The organism is Bacillus pumilus (assembly GCF_038738535.1).
In the GTDB taxonomy this organism is placed as follows: domain Bacteria; phylum Bacillota; class Bacilli; order Bacillales; family Bacillaceae; genus Bacillus.
The window spans coordinates 3,320,821-3,346,052 of the sequence record NZ_CP046128.1 but is presented as its reverse complement, the minus strand read 5'-3'; the positions used below and the strand labels follow the sequence as shown (position 1 = coordinate 3,346,052).

At 42.8% G+C, this 25,232-nt stretch carries 24 protein-coding genes; 16 read left to right on the top strand and 8 right to left on the bottom strand.

All coding sequences use genetic code 11. From position 1 onward, the window contains the following. Nucleotides 1-18: 18 nt before the first annotated feature. The 5 genes from GKC25_RS17110 to GKC25_RS17090 all read right to left on the bottom strand — a co-directional run bounded on the left by GKC25_RS17110 (nt 19) and on the right by GKC25_RS17090 (nt 3,774). Nucleotides 19-1,560 carry a solute symporter family protein gene (locus GKC25_RS17110; RefSeq protein ID WP_034660414.1) on the bottom strand — a complete coding sequence of 514 codons (1,542 nt, stop codon included), beginning with the start codon at nt 1,558-1,560 and terminating at the stop codon, nt 19-21. Then, complete coding sequence (locus tag GKC25_RS17105) at nt 1,557-1,871, bottom strand: DUF485 domain-containing protein (RefSeq protein WP_034660734.1); 315 nt, start codon at nt 1,869-1,871, stop codon at nt 1,557-1,559. The genes GKC25_RS17110 and GKC25_RS17105 overlap by 4 nt, the downstream gene beginning before the upstream one ends. Nucleotides 1,872-1,978: 107 nt before the next feature. Continuing rightward, on the bottom strand, nt 1,979-2,650 hold the full coding sequence (locus GKC25_RS17100; RefSeq protein WP_034660733.1) for a glycosyltransferase family protein: 672 nt from the start codon (nt 2,648-2,650) through the stop codon (nt 1,979-1,981). Next, nucleotides 2,643-3,332 carry a class I SAM-dependent methyltransferase gene (locus tag GKC25_RS17095; protein ID WP_034660413.1) on the bottom strand — a complete coding sequence of 230 codons (690 nt, stop codon included), beginning with the start codon at nt 3,330-3,332 and terminating at the stop codon, nt 2,643-2,645. The genes GKC25_RS17100 and GKC25_RS17095 overlap by 8 nt, the downstream gene beginning before the upstream one ends. 301 nt (nt 3,333-3,633) lie before the next feature. Next, nucleotides 3,634-3,774 (bottom strand): anti-repressor SinI family protein, encoded by a 141-nt coding sequence (locus GKC25_RS17090; protein WP_008345506.1) that lies wholly within the window; start codon nt 3,772-3,774, stop codon nt 3,634-3,636. Between the two features lie 456 nt (nt 3,775-4,230). Between GKC25_RS17090 and GKC25_RS17085 the strand changes: the two genes are divergently transcribed. After that, nucleotides 4,231-4,614: a GtrA family protein gene (locus GKC25_RS17085; protein WP_012011676.1), complete on the top strand. Its 384-nt coding sequence runs from the start codon at nt 4,231-4,233 to the stop codon at nt 4,612-4,614. A gap of 27 nt (nt 4,615-4,641) precedes the next feature. After that, the gene (locus GKC25_RS17080; protein ID WP_187704230.1) at nt 4,642-4,899 is read left to right on the top strand and encodes a hypothetical protein; all 258 of its coding nucleotides are present in this window, start codon (nt 4,642-4,644) and stop codon (nt 4,897-4,899) included. A gap of 35 nt (nt 4,900-4,934) precedes the next feature. Here GKC25_RS17080 and GKC25_RS17075 read toward each other — a convergent pair whose 3' ends face one another. Next, a complete protein-coding gene (locus tag GKC25_RS17075; protein ID WP_034660412.1) occupies nt 4,935-5,780 on the bottom strand; it encodes an AraC family transcriptional regulator in 846 nt (281 codons plus the stop codon). Nucleotides 5,781-5,961: 181 nt separating this feature from the next. Here GKC25_RS17075 and GKC25_RS17070 point away from each other — a divergent pair, with 181 nt between their 5' ends. From GKC25_RS17070 to qoxD, 8 genes are all read left to right on the top strand, one after another. Continuing rightward, complete coding sequence (locus GKC25_RS17070; protein WP_392387685.1) at nt 5,962-7,140, top strand: galactokinase; 1,179 nt, start codon at nt 5,962-5,964, stop codon at nt 7,138-7,140. Then, nucleotides 7,140-8,132 (top strand): UDP-glucose 4-epimerase GalE, encoded by a 993-nt coding sequence (galE, locus tag GKC25_RS17065; RefSeq protein WP_034660410.1) that lies wholly within the window; start codon nt 7,140-7,142, stop codon nt 8,130-8,132. The genes GKC25_RS17070 and galE overlap by 1 nt, the downstream gene beginning before the upstream one ends. A gap of 35 nt (nt 8,133-8,167) precedes the next feature. Continuing rightward, entirely contained in the window at nt 8,168-9,688 is a 1,521-nt protein-coding gene (gene galT / locus GKC25_RS17060) for a UDP-glucose--hexose-1-phosphate uridylyltransferase (RefSeq protein WP_034660409.1), read from the top strand. A gap of 4 nt (nt 9,689-9,692) precedes the next feature. After that, the gene (locus tag GKC25_RS17055) at nt 9,693-10,775 is read left to right on the top strand and encodes a M24 family metallopeptidase (protein WP_034660408.1); all 1,083 of its coding nucleotides are present in this window, start codon (nt 9,693-9,695) and stop codon (nt 10,773-10,775) included. 516 nt (nt 10,776-11,291) lie between these two features. Next, on the top strand, nt 11,292-12,248 hold the full coding sequence (gene qoxA, locus GKC25_RS17050; RefSeq protein ID WP_187704228.1) for a cytochrome aa3 quinol oxidase subunit II: 957 nt from the start codon (nt 11,292-11,294) through the stop codon (nt 12,246-12,248). Between the two features lie 27 nt (nt 12,249-12,275). Further along, entirely contained in the window at nt 12,276-14,234 is a 1,959-nt protein-coding gene (gene qoxB, locus GKC25_RS17045; protein ID WP_034660406.1) for a cytochrome aa3 quinol oxidase subunit I, read from the top strand. Continuing rightward, nucleotides 14,234-14,851 (top strand): cytochrome aa3 quinol oxidase subunit III, encoded by a 618-nt coding sequence (qoxC, locus tag GKC25_RS17040; protein WP_007497820.1) that lies wholly within the window; start codon nt 14,234-14,236, stop codon nt 14,849-14,851. Before qoxB ends, qoxC begins: the two co-directional genes overlap by 1 nt. Nucleotide 14,852: 1 nt before the next feature. Continuing rightward, nucleotides 14,853-15,233: a cytochrome aa3 quinol oxidase subunit IV gene (gene qoxD / locus GKC25_RS17035; protein WP_007497818.1), complete on the top strand. Its 381-nt coding sequence runs from the start codon at nt 14,853-14,855 to the stop codon at nt 15,231-15,233. A gap of 77 nt (nt 15,234-15,310) precedes the next feature. On the opposite strand, the gene GKC25_RS17030 is transcribed toward qoxD, so the two are convergent. Beyond that, nucleotides 15,311-15,577, bottom strand: coding sequence for a spore morphogenesis/germination protein YwcE (locus GKC25_RS17030; protein ID WP_003215279.1), 267 nt, complete (start codon nt 15,575-15,577; stop codon nt 15,311-15,313). Between the two features lie 475 nt (nt 15,578-16,052). Between GKC25_RS17030 and GKC25_RS17025 the strand changes: the two genes are divergently transcribed. The 3 genes from GKC25_RS17025 (at nt 16,053) to GKC25_RS17015 (ending at nt 19,183) form a co-directional block, all read left to right on the top strand. After that, nucleotides 16,053-17,264, top strand: coding sequence for an FtsW/RodA/SpoVE family cell cycle protein (locus GKC25_RS17025; protein ID WP_034660405.1), 1,212 nt, complete (start codon nt 16,053-16,055; stop codon nt 17,262-17,264). A 110-nt stretch (nt 17,265-17,374) separates the two neighbouring features. Then, complete coding sequence (nfsA, locus tag GKC25_RS17020) at nt 17,375-18,124, top strand: oxygen-insensitive NADPH nitroreductase (RefSeq protein WP_034660404.1); 750 nt, start codon at nt 17,375-17,377, stop codon at nt 18,122-18,124. A 54-nt stretch (nt 18,125-18,178) separates the two neighbouring features. Next, entirely contained in the window at nt 18,179-19,183 is a 1,005-nt protein-coding gene (locus GKC25_RS17015; RefSeq protein WP_034660403.1) for an LLM class flavin-dependent oxidoreductase, read from the top strand. Between the two features lie 310 nt (nt 19,184-19,493). Here the strand turns inward: GKC25_RS17015 and GKC25_RS17010 are convergent, their stop codons facing one another. Continuing rightward, nucleotides 19,494-21,920, bottom strand: coding sequence for a S8 family peptidase (locus tag GKC25_RS17010; protein WP_034660402.1), 2,427 nt, complete (start codon nt 21,918-21,920; stop codon nt 19,494-19,496). A gap of 500 nt (nt 21,921-22,420) precedes the next feature. Between GKC25_RS17010 and GKC25_RS17005 the strand changes: the two genes are divergently transcribed. The 3 genes from GKC25_RS17005 to GKC25_RS16995 all read left to right on the top strand — a co-directional run bounded on the left by GKC25_RS17005 (nt 22,421) and on the right by GKC25_RS16995 (nt 25,227). Then, a complete protein-coding gene (locus GKC25_RS17005; RefSeq protein ID WP_034660401.1) occupies nt 22,421-22,699 on the top strand; it encodes a hypothetical protein in 279 nt (92 codons plus the stop codon). A 52-nt stretch (nt 22,700-22,751) separates the two neighbouring features. Continuing rightward, a complete protein-coding gene (locus GKC25_RS17000; RefSeq protein ID WP_034660400.1) occupies nt 22,752-23,585 on the top strand; it encodes a PRD domain-containing protein in 834 nt (277 codons plus the stop codon). A 253-nt stretch (nt 23,586-23,838) separates the two neighbouring features. Further along, nucleotides 23,839-25,227: a sucrose-specific PTS transporter subunit IIBC gene (locus GKC25_RS16995; RefSeq protein ID WP_034660399.1), complete on the top strand. Its 1,389-nt coding sequence runs from the start codon at nt 23,839-23,841 to the stop codon at nt 25,225-25,227. Nucleotides 25,228-25,232 lie beyond the last annotated feature (5 nt).

The following is a 25,232-nucleotide window of genomic DNA, read 5'->3' as shown; positions in this document are numbered from 1 at the left end:
AGAGCAGCCGGCTTTTCCTTATGAATCAGTATCCATATGCATGCCTGTATGTGCCTTTACTTGAATTTCCGTAAAGGTATCTTCATCTGCTTTTTCAGAGGAGAATATCGTGCCTAAGTAAGCGGCAAGGAATCCGAGTGGGATCGAGATAATTCCAGGGTTCGACAGCGGGATGAGCGGATCTCCTGTAAAGATGGCTGCTCCCGATGGGTCCCAGACGCTTGGACTGAGCGAGACGATGATCAGTGCGCTCAGCAGTCCTACTAAGCTCCCTGCAATGGCACCCGTAGAATTAAATCGTTTCCAAAAGACAGTGAAGATAATCAATGGTAAATTTGCACTTGCTGCCACGGCGAAGGCAAGTGACACAAGAAAAGCGACGTTTAAGGATTGGGCAAATAATGCAAGAATGATGGAAAGAATGGCCACGCCGATGGAAGCAAAGCGTGCCGCCTTCACCTGTTCCCGTTCACTCGCTTTCCCTTTGCGGATGATCTGACTATAAAAGTCATGGGCAAAGGCAGACGCTGCGGATAAGACGAGACCAGTTACCACTGCCAAAATGGTCGCAAAGGCAATAGCGGAAACAAAGGCAAATAATAAATCACCTCCAAGGGCTTGTGCGAGCAGAGGAGCGGCCATATTTCCTGCTGCATCTGCTGCTGTGATCGCTTCTGTTCCAACAAAGGCAGCAGCACCGAAGCCAAGGAAAACCGTCATTAAATAAAAAATACCGATGATCCACGTAGCGGATAGAACAGATTTACGCGCAGAAATGGCATCCTTTACCGTATAAAACCGAATCAAAATGTGCGGCAAACCTGCTGTCCCAAGCACTAAAGCAAGGTTCAAAGACAGGGTCTCTAAAGGCACATCATATTTATTTCCCGGGTGAAGAAATGCCCCACCAAGCGGGGTCGCTGTTTTCATCTCCTCAAACATCTTCAGCAGACTAAAATCAAACTTTGCAAATACAAGCAGTGAAATAATCAGGGTCCCAAGCATGAGAAGCACAGCCTTTGTGATCTGTACCCAGCTGGTAGCGATCATGCCGCCAAACACGACATAAATGGTCATCAAGACACCTACGACCAGCACAGCAATCCAGTAATCAATGCCAAGAAGCAGTTTGATTAATGCACCTGCCCCAACAAGCTGTGCAATCATATAAAAAGTAGAGACTGTGATTGTGTTAAACGCGGCAACCCCTCGAATGGCAGGACGCTTAAATCGTGCAGCAATCATATCGGCCATCGTATATTTCCCTAGATTTCGAAGCGGTTCGGCCACAACGTAAAGAACGACAAGATACGCCACTAGAAAGCCAATGCTATAGAAAAATCCGTCAAATCCATTTAACGCGATCATTCCAGCGATCCCTAAAAATGATGCGGCAGACATATAGTCCCCGGCGATGGCAAGGCCGTTCTGAAACCCAGTCAAACCTCCGCCTGCCGTGTAAAAATCGCTCGCATTGCTCGTTTTTTTCGCAGCAAAATATGTGATGACCAATGTGAGCCCTACGATCGCTATGAATAAAATAAAAGCGGTCATGCTCATTCGTCATCACCTCTTGATTCAGTTTTTAAAGCGCTTACATATTTGTCAAACTGTGCTGCTTTTCTCGCATAAAGTCCACATAATACCCAAGTCATGACAAATTGTGTGAGGGCGAATAACCAAGCCCATGAGATCGCGCCAATTGCCGGCGTGTTCAAAAAGGTGAAGTAGGATGTAGCAACCGGAAGTGAAAAGTAAAAGAGAAAAAAGAAAATCGTCATCGGTACGATAAATCTGCGTTTTTCCTCGAGAAGTTTTCGAAAATCCTCTGAAGCGGCAACCTTCTTATAATGAACTTTTTTGTCTGCCATTGTTTCCTCCTTTGTACGAATTAGGGACAAGGTACTCCAATGCATATGAGACGATCTGGTTGTTTATGACAGTATATCATAAAAAAGGCACCCGAAAAGGGTGCTTTCTACCGATAATTCGCAAGAAATGTTTGTCTCGCTTTTTCATATGTTTCTGCATCAAAATGATCTCCGCATTTGTGGATACACCAAGGCTCTTCTTGCCTCGCAATTCCAACCTCATAGCCCTGCTGGACGAATTCAAAGGACTGCGAAACATCATAAAAATGAAAGCCATCAAAGAGATCCTCACGCCACTTCACATCATACTGCGTCGCCATGAAAAGACCATCAATCGCCGAAGCGTTGATATAATCTTGTGTTTCCGCCTGTTGTTGACGACCTCTTTCAAACGAAAGCAGCTGATAGGTGTCGTGACGATATTCAATGACTTTCCCCCTGCAATGAGAACTCTCCCACCAAATCCCATTGTCAGGCACGCTTTCTGCACCTATGACCCCAACCATCCCAAGTGATGGATGCTGTAAAAAAAGCGGGATCAGCTCAAGCAGCATATGCTGTTTGACAATCAAGGTATCTTGATGAAGATAAATTTTAAACTGAGCTGGATGGGTGATCGCTTCATTATAAGCAGAGGTCATACTGGATGCATGTCTAATCGGCAAAACCTCCACATGATATCCATGGGGAGCAGGAAGTGAAGCGAGCTGCCGAAAGCAAGCCTGAAACATCGATTCATCATTTACACATAAAACAAACAGGATGGTGGGGTTACTCATGAAACTGAACCGCCTCAACCACATACTGATAGGCGGTAGCGGCCTCGTGAAAATCTGAACGAATGCCATGCTTCATGAGTAATTCATGTAAATCACTCATCACGCTTGCATAGGAAGGATGCTTTACGCGAATGGTTTCGAGTTCGCGAATACGAAAGCCTGCTGAATGAAAGAGTGCATGAATTTCGTGAAGGGTGAAGAAACGTAAATGTGTTTGATCCATTAATCCTGCATCTGTATAAGTGAATCTGCCGGCTAGTAATTCTAAAACTGTTGATATGTGACCGATATTCGGAATGGATGACAGGATGACTCCTTCTTTTTTAAGGAAGGGTTTGACCTTCTTTAAAACGGCCCACGGATCCAATAAATGTTCAAGGACATCTCCGAAAATGATGCAGTCAAAGTGTTCATGTTCGTAAGGGAGAGTCATCTGTTCAATATTTCCGCATAGAACATGATCTAGCTCTTGCTCAGCCTCTTTTGCTGCATCCTCAAACGATTCAATTCCATAAATGGTCCGGCCCTTTTGTTTCAGGACTTTTCCAAGTTTGCCTGTGCCGCATCCGATATCCAATAAAGACGTCCATTCCTCACGAATACGGCTGACAATGACCGGGTTCACGCCATGATAATACTGATCCTTTTTTTGGTGATAATAGGAAAGGGAATCTGAACTCACGCTCTACCCACCTTTCTGCTTTCTCATTGTTTTCATGCTTAATATATGGGTGGGGAGCTTGGTTTTATAACGTGAGAATGACAATTTTCATGAATAGCGGCTATAAAGGGATCATATAAAGAACGGGAAACGGACTGTCCTCCTAATATAGAAAGACAGAACCCCATGAGTGGAAGGGATTGGTATGAAGGGGTGTTCAATTACTGTAGCGTATCGTCATGAAAGGATTTTCAAAAGGTCAATTGACAAGTCAGAACTTTTAGCCAAAGCAGTCTGAAAGACAAAGGATAACGGCGTTGATTTACGGTTTGTTTATCATCTTCTGATCACCGTTGGATGTTAAAAAAGCTTGTATTTCTTCGATGCCTAGTCCAATTTTTTTCGCTTCCTGAATCAAATAAACCCACTCTTCGTCAACTCTTCTTTTCACTTGCGTATCCATAATATCCTCCAGTTCAATAAGACATATTCATCTGCAACCAATGACTTGAACAAACCGTCTAGTAACTGTACGTGTGGATGAAAACAGCGCAAAATAGATTTTGTCGAAAAATGATGACATTTAACCTATTTTGTAAAATCTATCACCTACCACGTTCCTAAAAAAATGACTAAAAAACCCATAAATATTGATTTCTTACTTCTAATAATAAACAATTGTAAAGTCAGTTAAAAGATTATAAATTAAAATAATGAAAAAGACCTAAATCATTTGGCTTATATAAACCAATTAGGTTGACATTTGCCATCAAGTAGAACAAATTTCATCTGTGCAGGACGTACATATTGTTCGTTTGGGAAGTTCTTCTCAAGATGGTATTCTAAAAGAAACAGAAACCACCAAGAAGGAATGAAGAAAGACATGTATAGCCTTTTTCAAAAGTATCAAGAAGTTGTCATGTATCTTGTGATGGGTGTGTGTACAACCATTGTCAACATAGTCAGCTTCTACTTATTCGTTGAGATGTTTTCCATGGATTATAAAACAGCTACAGTTGTTTCATGGGTATTTGCTGTTCTCTTTGCTTATATCACCAATAAGAAGTATGTCTTCAAGCAAAAGGCTCGTGATACGAAAAGCCTTATGCGTGAGCTTTCTTCATTTTTTAGTGTTCGTCTCATGTCTCTAGGTGTAGATCTGGGGCTGATGATTTTATTTGTGAGCCAAATGGCGCTCAATGAAACTGTCGCAAAAATTCTTGTCAACTTTGTGATTGTGGTCGTGAATTATGTCGCCAGTAAATGGTTCGTCTTCAAGAAAACAAAAGAAGATGCGATTTAACACATGAAAAAAGATAGGTGATGTGAAATGAGCAGCAGGCCAGACGAATTATATGATGTCATATATCAGCAAACAGAAAAGCAGCATGAACAAGTGCTGAGGCTAGTCAAAGAAATGACCGCACATCCAGAAGCGTTTTCGGAACAAGAAAAGGAAAAGATCAACCGAATGGACATTGCGCTTCAAACGGCAACGGACATTTTAGAAAACTTAATGACACCTGACACGCAAATGACCATTGTTTTAAGACAAGGGAGAATTCATGTTGACCTGATGAAAGCGTAAAAGAAGCAGCCAATTGAGAAAGCGGCTGCTTTTTATTATGCATCGCTTGTTTCCCGCAGTTGCTTTGGAGACATGCCGATTTTCTTTCGAAAGACTTTATTCAAGTAATTCGCATTTCGGTAGCCGCACTGTATGGCGATTTCTTCAATCGAGTATTTTGTTGTTTTCAGTAACGTTTCCGCCTTTTCTAACCGGATATTGGTTAGATAGTGAATAGGTGTGAAGCCAGTGGCCTTTTTGAATTCCCTCGTAAAATGACTTTTGGATAAACGTGCCGCAGCTGCCATATCGTCTGGGCCAATTTCCTCGTGAAAATGATGGCTGGCAAACAAGGCAGCTTGAACGATGGGCTCGGGCCATTTCTCCATTTGTCCCTCAAGCTTTGGCAAATATGAATATAGTTCCATGACAAATTGATAAGCAAGGCTAGACCCCTCAAATGGATTGGTAATCCGTCTTTCACTGGCTTCATCATAAATGTTCTTGAGCAGGCGGATCGGTCTGGAATTTGGATGAAAACGCATGACCTGCTTTCCTTGGTCAATAAATTGGTCAAAGCAAAGATCGCAGGCTTCCCCGTAAAGCGTTAAATAAAGGAATTCCCAATGCTCACTGTCCTCTGGAAAATAATATTGATAGGCACTTGGGCTTTTCACGAGAAAGGCCTGACCCGGCAACACTTTGAAACGTTTCTCTCCGATTTCAATCATGCCATGTCCAGACAGTGTGAGCTGAAAGATGCACTTGCCCTGATCTTTCCGCTCCACGCCATTCCAGCTATATAACGAAGATGATTGTACTTCCCAGCCAACAGACCATATTTGCGCCGGCAATGTCACATCAGAATGGTGAAAACGAAATGCAAATGCTTCCTTCTTCAAATTGGAAACCCTCCTTCACAGCAAAAAACAACCTTTTTCTATTTAGAATCATGTTACACCTCATATCACATCGTACCATTCACAGCAAAAAAAGGGTATTTTTTAACGGTTTTTTTACCATTGAACTGATGCTGCTGGGACAACTAAAATAAAAGTATCAGAAGAGAAAAGGGGAATGGATATGATCGAGACGTTACACGCGGCATTTCACCAGCAATTTGGAGATAGAGAAGAACTTCGCTATTTTTTTGCCCCAGGAAGAGTGAACTTGATTGGTGAACATACAGATTACAATGGAGGCCATGTGTTTCCATGCGCACTTACTCTCGGAACGTATGCTGCTTGTGCAAAGCGTTCAGATGGCCGCGTGAGAATGTATTCCTTGAACTTTGATAGCGATGGTGTGAAAGAATTCAACCTTTATGAAATCGCTTACGTGGAATCGGACGGCTGGGCGAATTATCCGAAGGGTGTGTTCAATCAGTTTATAGAAGCAGGGATGAAGATAGAAGAAGGCTTTGACATTGTGTACAGCGGCAATATTCCAAATGGCGCAGGTCTGTCTTCCTCTGCCTCCATTGAGCTTGTCACCGCTGTTCTCATCAACGAATGGCATTCATTCAGCGTTTCAAATGCCCGTCTTGCCCTCCTTTCACAGCGTGCAGAAAATGAATTTATTGGCGTCAATTGCGGGATCATGGATCAGTTTTCGATTTCCCTTGGAAAAGAAGATCACGCCATTTTGCTCAATTGTGACACCCTTGCCTTTGAATACAGTCCGTTTCGGCAAGAGGGACTAGCGCTTGTCATCGCCAATACAAATAAAAAGCGGACACTGGCTGATTCCAAATACAATGAGCGCCGGGCAGAGTGTCAATCAGCTTTAAATGATTTTCGGAAAAAAATCGACATCACCCACTTATGTGAGCTCACTGCGGATGAATTTGCAGCACATGCCCACTTGATTGAAGATGACATATGCCGCAAACGGGCAAGACATGTCGTGACGGAAAACGAGCGGACGATGAAAGCAGTAAATTTTCTGAAAGATGATAAAATGGAAGAACTAGGTGGGCTCATGAAGGCTTCTCATCTTTCTTTAAAGAATGATTATGAAGTAACAGGACTTGAACTAGATGCACTGGCTGAAGCAGCTTGGGGGCACCCGGGGACGATTGGCTCCCGTATGACAGGTGCAGGCTTTGGCGGATGCACGATCAGCATTGTGAAAGAAGAGCTGCTGAGTTCATTTATAGAAGAAACTGGTGCGATATATCAAGAGAAAACAGGCATTCAAGCCTCTTTTTACACAGCTGGAATTGGAGGCGGCGCAAGAGAACTCACAAAGGGGGAAGGTTGATGACAATTTTAGTTTGTGGAGGAGCAGGGTACATAGGCAGTCATGCGGTGGCGGCTCTTCTAGCGAAAGGCGAACGAGTAGTGGTAGTAGATAATTTGCAGACAGGCCACAAAGAAGCTGTTTTGGAAGGAGCTGTCTTAGAAGAGGGAGATTTACGGGATCACGTCTTTTTAAGACAGGTTTTCAAAACGCATCAAATAGAAGCGGTCATGCACTTTGCGGCAGATTCACTTGTCGGGGAGAGTGTGACAGACCCGCTTAAGTACTATGACAACAACGTCGGAGGAGCAACCGCTTTACTACAAATAATGAATGAATTTGATGTGAAACACATCGTCTTTTCTTCAACTGCTGCTGCATACGGTGAACCGAAGCGCGTGCCGATTGTTGAAACGGATGAAACGAACCCAACGAATCCTTATGGAGAAACAAAATTAGCGATTGAAAAAATGCTGAAGTGGTCTGAGCAAGCGTATGGAATAGAATACGTGGTGCTTCGGTACTTTAATGTAGCTGGTGCCCATACAGAAGGACTTGTCGGAGAGGATCATCAGCCTGAGACACATCTCATTCCAATTATTCTGCAAGTTGCTTTAGGAAAACGGGATCAGATCATGATTTACGGTGATGATTATGAGACAGAGGACGGCACGTGTATTAGAGATTACATTCATGTGATGGACTTAGTAGAGGCACACATCTTAGCCGTTGATCGGCTGCGTGCTGGAAAAGGCAGTGCTACCTACAACTTAGGGAATGGAACAGGTTTCTCCGTGAAGCAGGTCGTAGAAGCTGTCAGAAAAGTCACGGGGCATGCCATCCCGGCACAAGTGGCAAAAAGACGCGCGGGAGATCCAGCAAAGCTGATTGCTTCTTCTGAAAAAGCGCTGCAAGAATTGGGATGGACACCTCAATATGCTGACCTTCACACGATCATTCAGAGCGCGTGGGATTGGTTTCAGAAGCATCCAGATGGCTACCGAAGTGAATAAAGCGTAACAGGCAGGCAAGAGAGGGGACAGAGGGAATGGCGATTGATATTTTTGAAAAATTGGAACAGCTGATTCAATACGGGATCAATAAAGAGCTGATGACATCACTAGATATCGATTATACGAGAAATCGGCTGCTTGAGGTGCTCGGGCTCGATGACGCTGAAGCAAGAACAGTCTCAGGAGAAGGAGACCTTGAAGACATTTTAATGCCGATGCTGGATTGGGCAGTAGAAACAGGCCTTATTCCTGAGGGGACGGATACGTATCGTGATTTACTAGATGCGAAAATCATGGGCTGCTTGGTGGCACCTCCAAGTGTCATCTATGCGAAGTTTGAAGAAAAACGCCAGCATGAGGGACCAGAGGCAGCTACAAGCTGGTTCTATGCGATGCAGCAGCATGCCCACTATATTCATACAGGCAGGATCGCCAAAAATGTACAGTGGTTTACACCAACAGACGATGGTGTGCTGGAGATCACCATTAATCTATCAAAACCGGAAAAGGACCCCAAAGCCATCGCTGAAGCCAAGAAGCTCAGTCAAAAGCAATATCCTCTTTGTCTCCTTTGTAAAGAAAACGTTGGCTTCGAGGGGCGGATCAACCATCCAGCGAGACAGAATCACCGGATTATTCCTGTGACACTCTCAGGTGAATCGTGGTTTCTGCAATTTTCACCTTATGTGTATTACAACGAGCACTGCATAGTGTTCAAAGGTAAACATGAGCCAATGAGCATCACCAAAAAAACCTTTGAACGACTGCTTTCCTTCATATCTATATACCCGCACTATTTCATCGGGTCGAACGCCGACCTTCCGATTGTCGGAGGCAGTATATTAAGTCATGACCATTTTCAGGGCGGTGCACATGAATTTCCGATGGCGAAAGCAGAGATGGAAGAAATCTTTTCTCTCAAAGCCTTTCCGGATGTGCGAGCTGGCATTGTGAAATGGCCGATGTCTGTGATCCGCCTTCGAAGCAGCGAGCGGCAGCCGCTCGCGGACGCAGCAGACTTTATCTTACATGAGTGGAAATTGTATTCAGATGAAGAGGTGGGGCTGATCGCTCATACAGGAGAGACTCCGCACAATACCATTACACCTATTGCACGGCGCCACGGGGATGACTATGAATTAGATTTAGTGCTGCGTAATAACCGTACAGACAAGCGGCACCCAGACGGCATTTTCCATCCGCACGAAGAAGTCCACCATATTAAAAAAGAGAATATCGGATTAATTGAAGTCATGGGCCTTGCTGTCCTTCCTGGCAGATTAGCAGAGGAGTTAAGCCAATTAAAAGAGGCATTGCTATCCGAAAGTCCTCTTGAAGAAATCAAAGCCCGTCCTGCTATCATGAAACACGAAACATGGGCAAAGCGGCTGCTTGAAGAGAACACCTTTACAGAGGACAATACCGAAACCATTTTACAACAAGAAATTGGCTCTATTTTTTCTCGAATTCTCTCGCAGGCGGGTGTGTTTAAAAGAACTGAGCAAGGGAAAACAGCTTTTAACCGTTTCATTCAAACACTTCATACAGGCAGGTGATTAGATGATTGAACAAGTAAGAGAGCTAATGGAAGAAAAGCAGCTTGATGGTGTCTTGATTCAAAAGCGAAATAACTTCTCCTGGCTGACAGGCGGAAGAAGGAATCACATTGTGTTAAATACGCCAGAGGGCGTGTGCCAGCTGCTCGTCTTAAAAGACGACCTCGTCCTCATTGTGAATCAAATGGAAGAAAAGCGGATCATTGAAGAGGAAATGGCGTATGTCGATCATCCCTTTCAGGTGGTCACAATGGATTGGTATGAGGATGAGACCCCCTACATTCAAGAACTCACAAAAGGTAAACGAATTGGGGCGGACATTCAAATGGATGGATTCGAATGGATCGAGCCGGATTTGTCACATGTTCGATCGATTCTTACCGCCTCGCAGCTCAGTCAATATGAAATCCTTTGTCATGAAACAGCGGTCATTGTAGAAAGTGTCTGTCAAGAAATCGTGCCAGGGCAGACCGAACACGAAATTGCTTCGCTTGTTGCTCAAAGAGCCATTGCACAAGGGATGACGATAGAAGTCCTGCTTGTGGCAACGGATGACCGGATCCATCAATACCGTCACCCGATTCCAACAGAGAAAGCACTTCAAAAGCACGCGCTTGTTGTCCTCTGTGCAGAACGGCACGGGCTCGTAGCGAATGTCACAAGGTCTGTTTACTTTGGTCAGCTTCCAAAGGAGCTTGAAGAGAACAAAGAGCGGCTTGCACGAATTGATACAGTCATGAATGCCGCCACACGTCCTGGTAAAACATTAGGAGATGTACTGAAAGCAGGTATTGCTCAGTATGAAAAAGAGGGCTTCCCTGATAGCTGGAAAAAGCTTCATCAAGGGGGAAAGACGGGATTTGTATCTAGGGAAATCATTGCCGTTCCCTCATCGAAGGAAGAAATTCAGCTGCATCAAGTGTTTACGTGGAATCCTTCATTGCCTGGACTGAAATCAGAGGATACGATAGTAGTAGAAAAAGAGGGCAACCGCTTTTTAACCTATACAGGCAAGTGGACGTACATGGACATTGAACATGAAGGGGAGATCTATAGACGACCTGACATCTTAGTGAGAGATGAATAAATGCAGAGTGCCGGCGCTGAGCCGGTTTTTTGCTGGAAGTCTTTAGCGAGATTCCACTAATTCAGCATCATTACCAATTCTTACAGCGTATCGCAGAGAATCGATACTTTCTTTTCTTGTGAACTTGCGTTAAAATGAGTAAGGTTTTTGTTAAATGTGGGGATACCTATTTTGAAATTGTTTACCTAGATAAAATTTCATTAAGTTAAATTGAAATTTGACCAAACTTTTTTATTGTGGTAAACCTAAATTTGACAAAGTGCTTGATTGTTTGTCCTTTGCCTTCAACTCTCAACTTTTCAAAATCCTAGAAATTTATTGTGTGTGCAATAATATAAATTTATGTCGAATTTATGACATTTTAATAGAAATCTGTTGAAAAATAAATGAACTTTTGAAAAAAGGGAAGCTAACTCTAACAGATTTTGATAGCATTACAAAGGGAAGAAAAGTTTTCGAAGGCAGATGGCTTTTCACAATTATTCAGCAATTTATATATTATCTTAAGGAAGGATGGTGATCTTCTTGTTCAGAGCCATTAAACCTATGCTTTTATTAGCGATGCTCGTGAGTGTTTTTTTATTAGGAGGTTGCAGCAATATCGCTGTTTTAGATCCTAAAGGACCTGTCGCAGCACAACAAAAAGACTTGATCCTTTTATCCATCGGATTCATGCTCTTTATCGTTGGTGCGGTATTTGTACTGTTTACCATCATTTTGGTTAAATACCGTGAGCGTAAGGACGTTGGAAACGCCTCTTATAACCCAGAACTACACGGGAATACGCTTCTAGAAGTTATCTGGACAGTGATCCCAATATTAATCGTTGCTGCCCTTTCGGTTCCAACTGTAAAAACAATTTACTCTTTGGAAGAGGCACCTCAAGCAACAAGCCATAAAGATCCACTTGTCGTTTATGCTACAGCTGTTGATTGGAAATGGATCTTTAGCTATCCAGAGGAAAATATTGAGACAGTGAACTACTTAAACATTCCAAAAGATCAGCCGGTTTTATTCAAAATCACTTCCGCTGATACAATGGCATCACTATGGATTCCTCAGCTAGGCGGGGAGAAGTATGCGATGGCTGGAATGGAGATGGAACAATATCTTCAAGCTGATCAAGTTGGCACATATGAAGGAAGAAACGCCAACTTCACAGGCGAGGGCTTTGCTCAGCAAAAATTCAAAGTCAATGCGATGACGCAGTCTGACTATGATAAATGGGTAAGCAAAACGAAGAAAGAAGCACCAAAGTTAACGAAGAAAAAGTATGACTACTTGATGCTTCCGGATGCTGCAGATGTGCAGACATTCTCATCAACACATTTATCCTTTGCGAAGCATGGAGAGGATTCTGAATACGCACTCCAAGCACGCAAACGTTTAGGTTACCAATCAGTTTCTCCGCATTCCAAAACAGATCCTTTCGAGAATGTGAAGAACTATAAAAGAAAACTAGATAATGAATAAACTGACTAAGGAAAGGAGGAGGCCGTTATGCATTTGAAATGGGATGAGTTTTTTGTAACTGGAGACCCATTAATTCTTGGTGCGCAAATTTCTATCGCTCTTACTTCCATTGCCATCGTGTTTGTTTTAACCTACTTTAAAAAGTGGAAATGGCTCTGGAAAGAATGGCTAACATCAGTTGATCATAAAAAGCTTGGGATCATGTATATCCTTGCTGCTGTGATTATGTTCTTCCGCGGTGGGGTAGACGGACTGATGATGCGCGCGCAGCTGGCGCTTCCTAATAATACGTTTTTAGATTCCAACCACTATAATGAAATTTTCACAACGCATGGTACGATCATGATTCTATTCATGGCGATGCCATTTTTAATTGGTTTAATCAACGTCGTTGTGCCTCTTCAAATTGGTGCACGTGACGTTGCATTCCCTTATTTGAACAACCTTAGCTTCTGGACATTCATGGTTGGAGCGATGCTGTTCAACATTTCCTTCGTCATTGGAGGATCACCAAGTGCAGGCTGGACGAGTTACATGCCGCTCGCCGGAAATGATTTCTCACCAGGACCTGGACAGAACTATTACTTGCTCGGGCTCCAAATTGCAGGTATTGGTACACTTATGACAGGTATTAACTTCATGGTGACCATCTTAAAAATGCGTACAAAAGGTATGACGCTTATGCGTATGCCAATGTTTACATGGACAACATTGATTACGTCTGTCATCATCGTATTCGCATTCCCTGTATTAACAGTTGCTTTAGCACTTATGACATTTGATCGTTTATTCGGTTCTGCATTCTTTACACTCGAAGCAGGCGGTATGCCAATGCTTTGGGCGAACCTTTTCTGGATTTGGGGACATCCTGAGGTATATATCGTCATCCTGCCGGCTTTCGGTATTTTCTCAGAAATCTTTGCGACGTTCTCAAGAAAACAGCTGTTTGGTTACAAAGCGATGGTTGTATCGATTGTGGCAATCTCTGTTCTTAGTTTCCTTGTGTGGGTTCACCACTTCTTTACAATGGGGAACAGTGCAGCGGTTAACTCATTCTTCTCGATTACAACAATGGCGATTTCTGTACCAACAGGTGTGAAAATCTTTAACTGGCTCTTTACGATGTATCGAGGCCGTATCAGCTTTACTTCACCAATGCTTTGGGCACTTGGTTTCATCCCGAACTTCGTTATCGGTGGTGTCACTGGGGTTATGCTTGCGATGGCAGCTGCGGATTACCAGTACCATAACACGTACTTCCTTGTATCCCACTTCCACTATGTATTAATCGCAGGTACTGTTTTTGCTTGTTTTGCTGGCCTTGTTTTCTGGTATCCAAAAATGTTTGGTTACAAGTTAAACGAAAGAATCGGCAAATGGTTCTTCTGGGTATTCATGATCGGATTTAACATCTGTTTCTTCCCGCAGTACTTCTTAGGACTGCAAGGAATGCCAAGACGTATTTATACGTATGGACCAGAAGATGGCTGGACTGCACTAAACTTTATTTCAACAATTGGTGCATTTATGATGGGTATCGGATTCATCATCCTTTGCTACAACATCTACTACAGCTGGAGACACGCGAAACGTGAAGTGTCTGGAGACAGCTGGGGAGATGGACGTACTCTTGACTGGGCGACATCTTCTGCAATTCCGCCGCATTATAACTTTGCAGCACTTCCAGAAGTGACAACACCAGATGCATTCCATCATTGGAAGCAAAACAACGTAGACGTTCATCCTGAAAAAGAATTCAAGAAAATTCACATGCCGCACAATTCAGGCAGACCACTCATCATGTCTGCATTCTTCGGACTTGGTGCATTCGGTCTTGTATTTGAATGGTACTGGATTGGCGTTATTGGCTTAATCGGTGTATTCGCAACAATGATTTTACGCTCATTTGAATATGACGATGGCTATTATATTCCTGTTGAAGAAGTGATTGAAACAGAGAAAAAGAATAAGGAGGCGCAGAAGTAATGGGACATAATGATAGCAGCTATGCAAATGCACCGCTTGAATATCAGTCTGAAACAGGACGTTTAAACATCCTTGGTTTCTGGATATTCCTTGGCGCGGAAATCGTGTTATTCTCAACACTTTTTGCGACCTACTTTGTTCTTCATGGCAGAACAGCTGGCGGCGTTTTACCAGCTGAACTGTTTGATATGAAGCTTGTATTGATCATGACATTCCTGCTATTGGTTAGTTCATTTACATGCGGGATTGCTGTTCATGAAATGCGCCGTGGAAGTACCAAAGGGGTTGTCATTTGGACGATTCTGACACTGCTTCTAGGTGCAGGCTTCGTTGGCTTTGAGATTTTCGAGTTCTTCCATTATGTACATGAGGGTGCGAGCATCCATACAAGTGCGTATTGGTCTGCATTCTTTGTACTCTTAGGAACTCACGGACTACACGTATCCATCGGTATCTTCTGGATTACCGGGGTCTTGTTCCAAATTAAAAAACGTGGATTAACTCCACAAACAGCAGCGAAGATTTTTATCTCAAGTCTATACTGGCATTTCCTTGATGTTGTATGGATTTTCATCTTCACAGCTGTTTACTTGATCGGATTAGGGGGGCTTTTGTGATATGGCTGGAAAAACACATTCCTCAGCAGAGCACGAACACTTCCCTTGGAAACACGTAGTTGGCTTCATCCTATCCATTGTGCTAACAATCTTAGCATTCTGGATTGCCATTGGAGCTGAAATTGGCAGTTCTGCAAAACTATGGATTATCTTTGGTTTTGCCTTCATTCAAGCGTTCTTGCAGCTATTCATGTTTATGCACATGACAGAAAGCGAGAACGGAACTGTTCAAGTCGGAAATACATTGTTTGGTCTGTTTTGTGCGATTATCTTCGTTATCGGATCTGTTTGGATCTTTGCGGCTCACTACAGCCACGGAGAGAACAGCAAAGACGGTTATTCGCCTTCTGCGCCAAAGCAGTCTGAGCATTCAGAGAAATAATAAAAAACCACTCATCCCTCAAAGGTGAGTGGTTTTTATCATGATGTTGATTACGCCTCCAATAGGTGGTGCGTGATTTATCTGGTGCTGCTGAATCTTTTGCGAATGAATGGAAGTCCATAAATGAGAAACGCTGCAATGTGTGCCAAAATGACGTTAATGGCAAAGAATGCGATCATGAAGGTATGTCCTGCTGGAGATAAACTGCTCGTCATGTAAAGACCGAAGAAAATCCACATAATCATAATGGGTGGAATAGAAGCTAGTGCAATTTTTCTGTTTTCAAGCCATAAAAACAGGGGTGTAGCCGTTGCAATACATAGGTACGCAAAGAACATATCCATCGTATCCAACTCCTTTGTAAGTTGATATCCAAATCAAATAAGAGGTCAGGATGCAATTGTGTCTGTTTTTAGGAGATATTGTGAACATTTTGTTACAAGTATTATACCACAATTGACTTTGAAGTAAACTCAATAATTGGAAAATGGGCCTTATTCCGTAGAAAGTGGTTTTTCCTTTTCTCTCCGTACAGCTTATGCTGGCATGATAATTGCTTGTCATATCGCCACATAGGTCATTGAATTTTCCCCTTAAAATCTGTAAAATAATCTTTTTAAAGGACTCATGATCGGTTGAATGGAAAAAGTATAGAGGAATTTTTTCCTATTGTTAGAATGAAAAGTATTTCATTTTTTGAAAAATGATTGGAACCTTTCGGATGTATCTTCCGTCATATTTAAGGTGAGTTGCTTTTGTGAAAATTTCAATCTAATATAAATAAGGGCTTTTATGTTTTGTAATAAGGGTGGTTAGTTCATGAACAAGCAGAATACATCTCCGTACTATCAAGGGGATTTAATTTTTATATTTTTAGCCTTCTTTGCCATCAGTGTCATTGCGATTTATGCTGCGGGTCAATTTGGGCAGTATGGATCTAATGCATGGACCAGACAGATCATTTACTATATGGTCGGAGTTATATGTATTGTAGCCATAAATTACTTTGACTTGGAGCAATTAGAAAAGCTAAGCCTCTATATTTTTATAGGCGGCATTATGCTGTTAATTTTTCTGAAAATCGCTCCTGCACAAATCGGAGGTCATGATTTTGCTCCAATTAAAAATGGTGCAAAAAGCTGGTTTGTGATACCGGGGATCGGAACACTTCAGCCCTCAGAGTTCATGAAAATTGGTTTGATTATGATGCTCGCATCTGTTATTGGCAAGTCAAGCCCTAGAGGAAAACGGACATTAGAAGATGATATCTTCCTTCTATTAAAAATTGCCGGGGTGGCAGCTGTTCCAGTTGGACTGATTTTCTTACAGGATGCAGGTACGGCAGCTGTCTGTATGTTTATTGTCGTTGTGATGGTGTTTTTATCAGGAGTCAATTGGAAACTGATCTCTCTCATCGGTTCCGTAGTTGTGCTTTTAGTTGCCGCTGTGTTAACTGTGATCATTCTCTTCCCTGATGTTGCGAAAACAATTGGCATTCAGCAGTATCAGATTAACCGGATTACCGCTTGGCTGCCTGATAGTTCTACGTCAGCCAACCAAGCGCAGACTCAGGATGCGTCTGGGTCTGATAAATATCAAGTAGACCAGGCCATAATGGCCATCGGTGCTGGACAGATTTTTGGGAATGGGGTTAAAAACTTAAAAGTCTATGTCCCAGAAGCACAAACAGATATGATTTTCTCCATTATAGGAGAAGCCTTTGGCTTTGTCGGATGTGCGTTTGTTGTGATCATGTTCTTCTTCTTGATCTACCGGCTTGTCGTGCTGATCGACCGTATCCATCCATATAGCCGGTTTGCGTCATTCTTCTGTGTAGGATATACAGCACTGATTGTGATCCATACGTTCCAGAACATTGGGATGAATATAGGCGTGATGCCTGTAACAGGGATTCCGCTCCTATTTATCAGCTTCGGAGGAAGCTCTGTCTTATCTGTCCTTATTGGATTCGGGATTGCTTATAACGCAAGTGTTCAATTAACGAAATACCAAAGTTATTTATTTAAATAAAACGGGTAAGGGCAGTCTAAGTATAGACTGTCTTTTTTCATGCGAGTTTTAATTTTTGAAAAGCCATATGTCTTTGTCATATGATAGTACAAGTGAAGGAGGTCTTCGAATTGAACAAAACGATAGAAACGATATTAAATCATCGGTCCATCCGTTCGTTTACAGACGAGCGTTTGTCCGAAGAAGAGGTGCTGACACTCATTAAAAGTGCACAGGCTGCTTCGACATCAAGCTATGTACAGGCGTACAGTATTATTGGTGTGACAGATCAAGAGAAGAAGGCCAAGCTTGCTGAACTGGCTGGGAATCAGCCATACGTTGAGAAGAATGGGCATTTCTTTGTCTTCTGTGCAGACTTGAAACGCCATGATGATATTGCAAAAAAAGCAGGGGAAAATCATCAAGAGGCGCTTGAGAATACGGAAGCCTTTCTCATTAGCGTCATTGATACGGCGCTCGCTGCGCAAAATATGAGTGTAGCCGCAGAATCAATGGGACTTGGGATCTGCTATATTGGCGGTCTGCGTAATCAACTGAAAGAAGTGTCTGAATTACTTGAAACGCCATCTTATGTGCTGCCGTTATTTGGTCTGGCTGTCGGACATCCAGCGAGTCAATCGTCACAAAAGGAACGGCTGCCAGTTGAACTCATTTATCATGAAAATGCTTATCAGCAAGATGAAGCGCATGTGGATCGTTATTTAAAAGAATACGATGATCGTATTTCATCATATTATGAAGAACGAACAAACGGAGAGAGAAAAGATACTTGGTCTAAGCAGATGCTTCGCGGCTTTAGTCAGCCAAAGCGTGCCTTCCTTGGAGAATTTGTTAAAGAGAAGGGCTTTAATCGAAAATAAATAAGACATCCCCCCTTTCGATTGAGAGAGGGGGATTTCTGTAAGAGGTGCAGCATGATGAAATTAAGTATACTGGATCAATCTCCTTTGATCGGAGATGCAACACCTGCTGAAGCATTGAAGCAAACGGTTGAATTGGCAAAGCAGGCAGAGAAGTGGGGCTATCACCGTTTTTGGGTATCAGAGCATCACTTTTCAAACCGGCTTGCAGGGTCGAGTCCAGAGGTGCTTCTCGGTCATTTATCAGCCGTTACGTCACATATACGTATTGGCTCAGGCGGTGTGATGCTGCCTCACTATAGTGCCTATAAAGTAGCAGAGAACTTCAGGGTTCTCGAAGCACTGGCTCCTGGGAGAATTGATCTTGGGATTGGACGTGCTCCTGGTGGTATGCCCATTTCCTCCATTGCCCTTCATCATGGTGAACGAAAACGACTAGGTGATCAATATCCTGAGCAGGTAGAAGAATTGAAGGTCTATTTACACGACCTAGCGGATGAATTTTACCCGCTGCCCCATTTAACCGCTTCTCCGAAGGTAGAGACTGCACCAGAGGTATGGATGCTTGGTTCCTCTGGAGGGAGTGCAAGACTTGCGGCGAAAGCAGGTGCAGGCTATACGTTTGCTCTATTTATCAATGGCGAAGGCGGAGAAGATTCTGTGGAGCAATACATCAACCGGTTCGAACCTTCAGCATTCGGTGATGAGCCGCGCGTCAGTCTTGCGGTCTTCGTTTTATGTGCTGAAACAGAGGAACAGGCAGAAAAACTGGCAGTCAGCTTAGATTTATCCTTACTCGCCAATGAACAGGGGCAAAACCTCGGGGGCTTTCCTTCATATGAAAAGGCACAAGCTTATTCCTACAGTCCATATGAACAAAAACGAGTGGCTGCCAATCGTCAAAGGATGGTGGTTGGAACGCCATCTTCTGTGAAAAAGCAGCTGACGGCACTAGCGAAAGCGTATCGTACAAATGAAGTAATCGCTGTGACGATCACTCACCACATGCAAGACCGGCTCACATCGTATCGTTTATTAAAAGAAGTCTTTGATGCATAACATATGTAATTCTGTTAACCGTCCACGCAGCCAATAGAGGGGGAAAAGGAGCATCATGATGAAAATAAACGCCAAACTAAGCGGGTAAATGAAGGACACATAGACCGTCAGCTCGCATGCTTGATGAAAAGGACGAGGATGTTTCGCGTGTAAAAGGGTGAAAATACACCAAAGTGATCGTTAGAAAAAAAGCAGTCAAAAAAGAAACGATCCATAGCAATATCAACATCAGTCTCTCTTTCCTCTATATATAATCGAAAAGCCTTGATGAGCTAATCCGCTCATACAAGGCTTTTCTTGTGATTCACGTTTATTCAGGATAAATATCGAAGGGTTCCTTCGTTTGAACAGTGTCTGATTTCCCTTTCAAACTTGCATACGCAAGCATTGTATACTCACCAGGTTCCAGCTTTTGACCTTGATTGATCGTGCCATTCCATTTTACGCGGTGTTCTCCTTTATCAACATGATGATAAACACCTGCTTCACCTAAATACTCTCCATCTGTCGAGTAGACGAGAAATGCAAGGTTCTCAGCGCCGCCAGGCAGATAGCTGCTAATAACATAGCTTCCAGCACGGTTATCCGGCTCGACGGAAACCGAAGTGACGCGCGGATAATCAGGCTCTTTTACAATCAATAAAGTAGGAATCTCTGTGACCTTTCTGCCATTTTCACGAAGGGTAATGCTGCCTTGGTACGTTCCTTTTTTGGTTTTACCGTATTTCACTTGTACCGCGGAAGTAAAGGACCCAGTGGAATTCCCTTTGACAGTGATTTTTTTCGTTCCGTTTGTGCTGATGCCGCTGCCATTAAATTTGTAATCAATGGTATACGTTTTCGGTGCTTTTGAAAGGTTTTCTACCTTGAATTTCTTCGTTTTGATTTGAACGCCTTTTTCTTTCAAGAAAGTGCCGTAAGAATAGCTGGCATCAGAAACGATAGATGACGCTTGGAGTGATTCGATGATTCGAACACTGCCTGTCCCTTGTGTGTTATGAGGGAATGGGCTGCCATTTGCGTCAAATAGTTTTTCTGCTGTATTCATCATCAGTGCTTTGATCTGTTCAGTTGTGTACGATGGTTTTGCTTGCTTGATGATCGCTGCGACCCCTGCCACATGCGGTGAAGCCATGCTTGTTCCTTGCTTTGAGCCATATCCGTAAGGCTGAGAAGGGTTATGCGTTGGAATCGTACTCACAATGCTGACGCCAGGTGCTGATAAATCAGGCTTAATCATCCACGTATCCACAACTGGTCCGCGAGATGAGAAGTCAGCGACTTGCTCACTAAGTTCTTTGACAAATTGAATGGAGAAAGTCGTTGTATTATTACCAGTCTCAATAGTTTTAACAAGTGCTGTTCCTTCAGCTTTTGAAAGCTTAATCGTAGGAAGAGCGAGACCCGGTACATCGACTGGAATTTCTCCATCGGTGTTGTTATACATCACAACGCCGATTGCACCAGCAGCTTTTGCATTGTCTACTTTATCAACAAAGGCAATGGCTCCTCGTTCGATCACGGCAACCTTTCCTTTCACATCGATGTCTTCAAATGCTTTTTCGTCACCGATACCTGCATGGACGAGTGTGACTTGTTTTTGGTCAAGTGCTTTTAAATCACTCTCTTGGTAGTAGCCCATCACTTTTGCAGTAGAATAGTTCGGGAATTTCACATTGTAAAGGCTGTACGGAAGCTGTGTTGCTCCGACAGAAATGGCATCTCTTGACGTGCCGGGAGAACCGACTGTCCAGCTGTTCGGTCCGCTGTTTCCATTCGATGTGACAGCGACAACGCCTTCAGACATGGCCCAGTCGAGTGCGATGCTTGTGGCATAATCAGGGTTATTCACACTGTTTCCGAGAGAGAGGTTCATGACATCTGCTCCATCAGTAACAGCGCGGTCGATGCCTGCAAGAACGTTCTCAGTTGTCCCAGACCCGCCTGGTCCAAGTACACGGTACGCAAGAAGTGCGGCATCCTTTGCGACACCTTTAATTTGTCCATTGGCAGCAATTGTCCCTGCGACGTGTGTGCCGTGGTCTGTCGATTCGCCTCTAGGGTCTCCTTTAGGCGTCTCTTGCGGAGAATAATCGTTATCAACAAAATCATAGCCTTTGTATAAACCAAAGTTTCCTTTTAAATCAGGGTGGGTATAGTCTACTCCAGTATCAATGACAGCGACTTTTACCCCTTTTCCAGAGTAGCCGGCATCCCAAGCTTTTGGTGCACCGATAAATGGAGCGCTTTTATCCATAAGAGGGGAGACATCTTCATTTGGAAGCTGAATACTTTCCTTTTTCACTTCATCTGTTTGATATGTAACATCCGGATAAACGGCTTTTACTCCGTCAACTGCGAGCAGCTTCGGAATTTCGTTTGCAGGAAGTTTCATAGAGAAACCAGAGAAGACTTTTTCATATTCTTGACGAACACTCGCTTTATCAATTTCTTTGAGTGCTGCATTTTTTACTTTTGTTCGAGATTTTTTGAGGGAGGCCTTTGTTTGAGCTTTGCCTTCTTGCTTTGCTTCAACCAAGGATTTTTCCTTTAATTCAACAATGACAGTGGTGTGTTTTCTAGAGTTGACATTGATTTCACCGAAGATTTCTGCTTTTTCTAGTTCCACCTGTTTGTTCGATGGAGCGGCAGCAGCCTGTTGACCTGTAAAGAATGTGGATAAAATAAAAATAGTGGAGAACAATAGAACAGAAGAACGAGAGATGACCTTTTTCATTAATTTTCCCCTTTCTAGCTGTGTTTTTAGGGAGATAGCCTTTCTTTTTGTGGATAAATAGGAAAGATTCACTGCCCGTTATTAAGTATTCAATACGATGAAAACAATTCCTTTACTAAAATGGTCTTATTTTACATAGTTATAAAGAACTATTTTGTTTATAAAGTCTCACTTATGCACAAACTCCTGTTGATAACTCATTTATTTAGATATATATATGGAAAATAAAAAAATCTCATACACAAAATCTAGTAATGGGGTGTTGATATGTGGATAAACCCTGTTGATAAGGTGTGCTTATCTTTTGGATATAGTGTGTATAAAATTTTTATTCAAACACCCTCATACATGATCATCTTCTCCACTTTTCAACAAAACTTCTGAAAACTAGTTTGTTTTTTCACCCAGATTGTGACAAACCTCTCTTTTTTCTCGGGATATGATAGGAGCAGTTGTTTTGCTAGAACTGCTAGATTCTAAGAAAAGCGGAGGGATGTTCAGTGAAGAAATTCAAAAACTGGTTGAGTGTATGGTTTGGTTTCATGATGAATGTGCTTGTGAATCCTGGTGTGATGATGAAGCAGCAACGGTTTCAGGCGGCTGCGGTGGATAATCGTTTCTTTCAAGTTGTGAACGAGAGAGAGCTAGAGAAGCTGGCAGAAGAAAAGAACAAGAAGCGCAGGTCAGAGAAACCGTTTAAGCAAAGTCTGATGATGCTTGATGAGAAGACGACGAGAGAGGCGCGTGCTGGCCCGCTCTTACCTTTACATGGGAGATGAAACAGGGTAAAATCCCACATAAGAAACGTTATCTGGTGGGAGAGGATACCCCTTGAAGATATATAAAATATTGAATAACAATGCAGTGGTTGTAAAGGAAGGTGATCAGGAGAAAATTGTGATGGGGCCTGGAATTGCTTTTCAGAAGGGGAAAAATGACGTCGTTCCCGTTCAAAAAATAGAGAAAATCTTTGTTGTGCGTGAAGAAAATGAGAAATTCAAACAAATTCTTGCGACATTGCCCGAAGCGCATATTGAGGTGGCAGAGCATATCATCAGTTATGCAGAGGGTAAACTGATGATGCCGCTTAGTGATCATATCCATATATCACTGACTGACCATTTATCCTTTGCTATAGAGCGCATTCAAAAGGGCATTGTGCTATATAATAAATTGCTTGGTGAGATCAAAGTCTTATATAAGCAGGAATATGATATTGGAAAGTATGCCATTCGTTATGTAAAGGATCGGCTTGGGGTTGAACTGCCGGACGATGAGGCAGGGTATGTGGCACTCCATATTCATACGGCCAAAATGAATACGGAGTCTATGAAAAAGACCGTGAAATATACAACGATGATCAAAGAAATGATCGAGCATATAGAAAGCTATTTTCAGCATTCAATTGATGAGGATAGTATTTCCTATCAGCGGCTTGTGACACATTTGAGGTATGCATTAGGCAGGTTGGAATCAAATGAGGCATTTCAAATCATGGACGATGACATGCTGAGTTTTATCCAAACAAAGTATGATTTGGCTTACCAGTGTGCACGTGGACTCGCTGATTTGTTAAAAAATGAATATGAACTTCATCTCCCTGAATCGGAGATCGGCTACATCACGCTGCATGTCCAGCGTCTGCAGGATGCCGAATTGGTTTAGTGGTTGTGCCTGCATGCATGCTTTTTTTATGCACACTACTCTTATTAGTGTATATGGGTCAATTGATTCGAAAAAAGAGGTTGACGCACGTCTCACTCTTATACTATGATGAAAGCGTAATCAAAATTTGATATCGTGGGATTGTGACTGCCAGGCAGGCAAGACCTAAAATTTGCGTAACGAGGGGACGTGTATGTCCTTTTATCGTTGGTGAATTTTAGGTCTTTTTTGCTTTAAAAAAGGAGGAGACAACATGGATTATCAAAAAGCAGCCAAAGAATTAACAAAACGATTAGGCGGCAAAGAAAATGTCATCAGTGCCACGCATTGTGCAACAAGACTCAGATTGGTGATAAAAGATGAGGAACTGATTGACAAAGAAGCCATTGAGGAACTTGAAGGGGTGAAGGGGGCTTTCTCAAGCTCGGGACAATTCCAAATCATTTTTGGAACGGGGGCAGTCAACAAAGTATATGAACCATTTGCTCGTGAGACTGGTCTTGAGACAGGAGACGAGAAACAAAAGCCTGTCAGCCATGATGAAGCAGTGAAACAAAAAATGAATCCACTTGCACGTTTTGCAAAGACGTTATCAAATATTTTTGTACCGATCATTCCAGCAATTGTTGCAAGCGGTTTATTAATGGGCCTATTAGGCATGATGAAAGCCTTCAAATGGGCTGACCCAAGCTCTGCGATCTTCCAAATGCTTGATATGTTCTCAAGTGCAGCCTTTATCATTTTGCCGATTTTAATTGGGGTCAGTGCAGCGAAAGAGTTTGGTGGAAATTCGTATTTAGGAGCCGTTATTGGGGGGATTATGATTCACCCGAACCTGCTCAACCCGTGGGGGCTGACGGATGCGAAACCAGAGTATATGCATTTATTCAATTTTGATATTGCTCTTCTTGGTTACCAAGGAACAGTCATTCCAGTATTATTGACTGTGTACATCATGTGCATTGTAGAAAAGAATTTAAGAAAAGTGGTTCCGAACAGTATTGATTTACTTGTGACCCCGTTTGTGACGGTGATTGTGACTGGATTTGTGACGTTTATTGCAGTTGGACCGCTTGGAAGAATGCTCGGTACTGGAATTTCGAATGCATTGACATTTATTTATGATCATGCAGGCTTCTTAGCAGGACTCATTTTCGGAGGTGCCTACTCTCTCATTGTTCTTACAGGGGTTCATCATAGCTTCCATGCGATTGAAGCAGGACTGCTGAATGATATTGGGCGTAACTATTTGCTGCCAATTTGGGCCATGTCCAACGTAGCTCAAGGCGGGGCGGGATTGGCTGTCTTTTTCTTAGCGAAACGCGCGAAAACAAAAGAAATCGCACTTCCTGCAGCTTTCTCAGCTTTCCTAGGTATTACCGAGCCTGTCATATTCGGTGTCAACCTCCGCTATCGTAAGCCGTTTATTGCCGCGATGATCGGAGGCGCATTAGGCGGGGCATTTGTTGTCTTCACGAAGGTTGCAGCCAACGCCTATGGTTTAACGGGTATTCCGATGATTGCGATTGCCGCGCCATACGGTGTGCAGAATGTGGTGAATTATGTGATTGGTATGTTAATCGCTGTTGCTGTTTCATTTACTCTCACCATCATCTTTAAAGTAAAAGAAGTAGAAAAATAATCAAG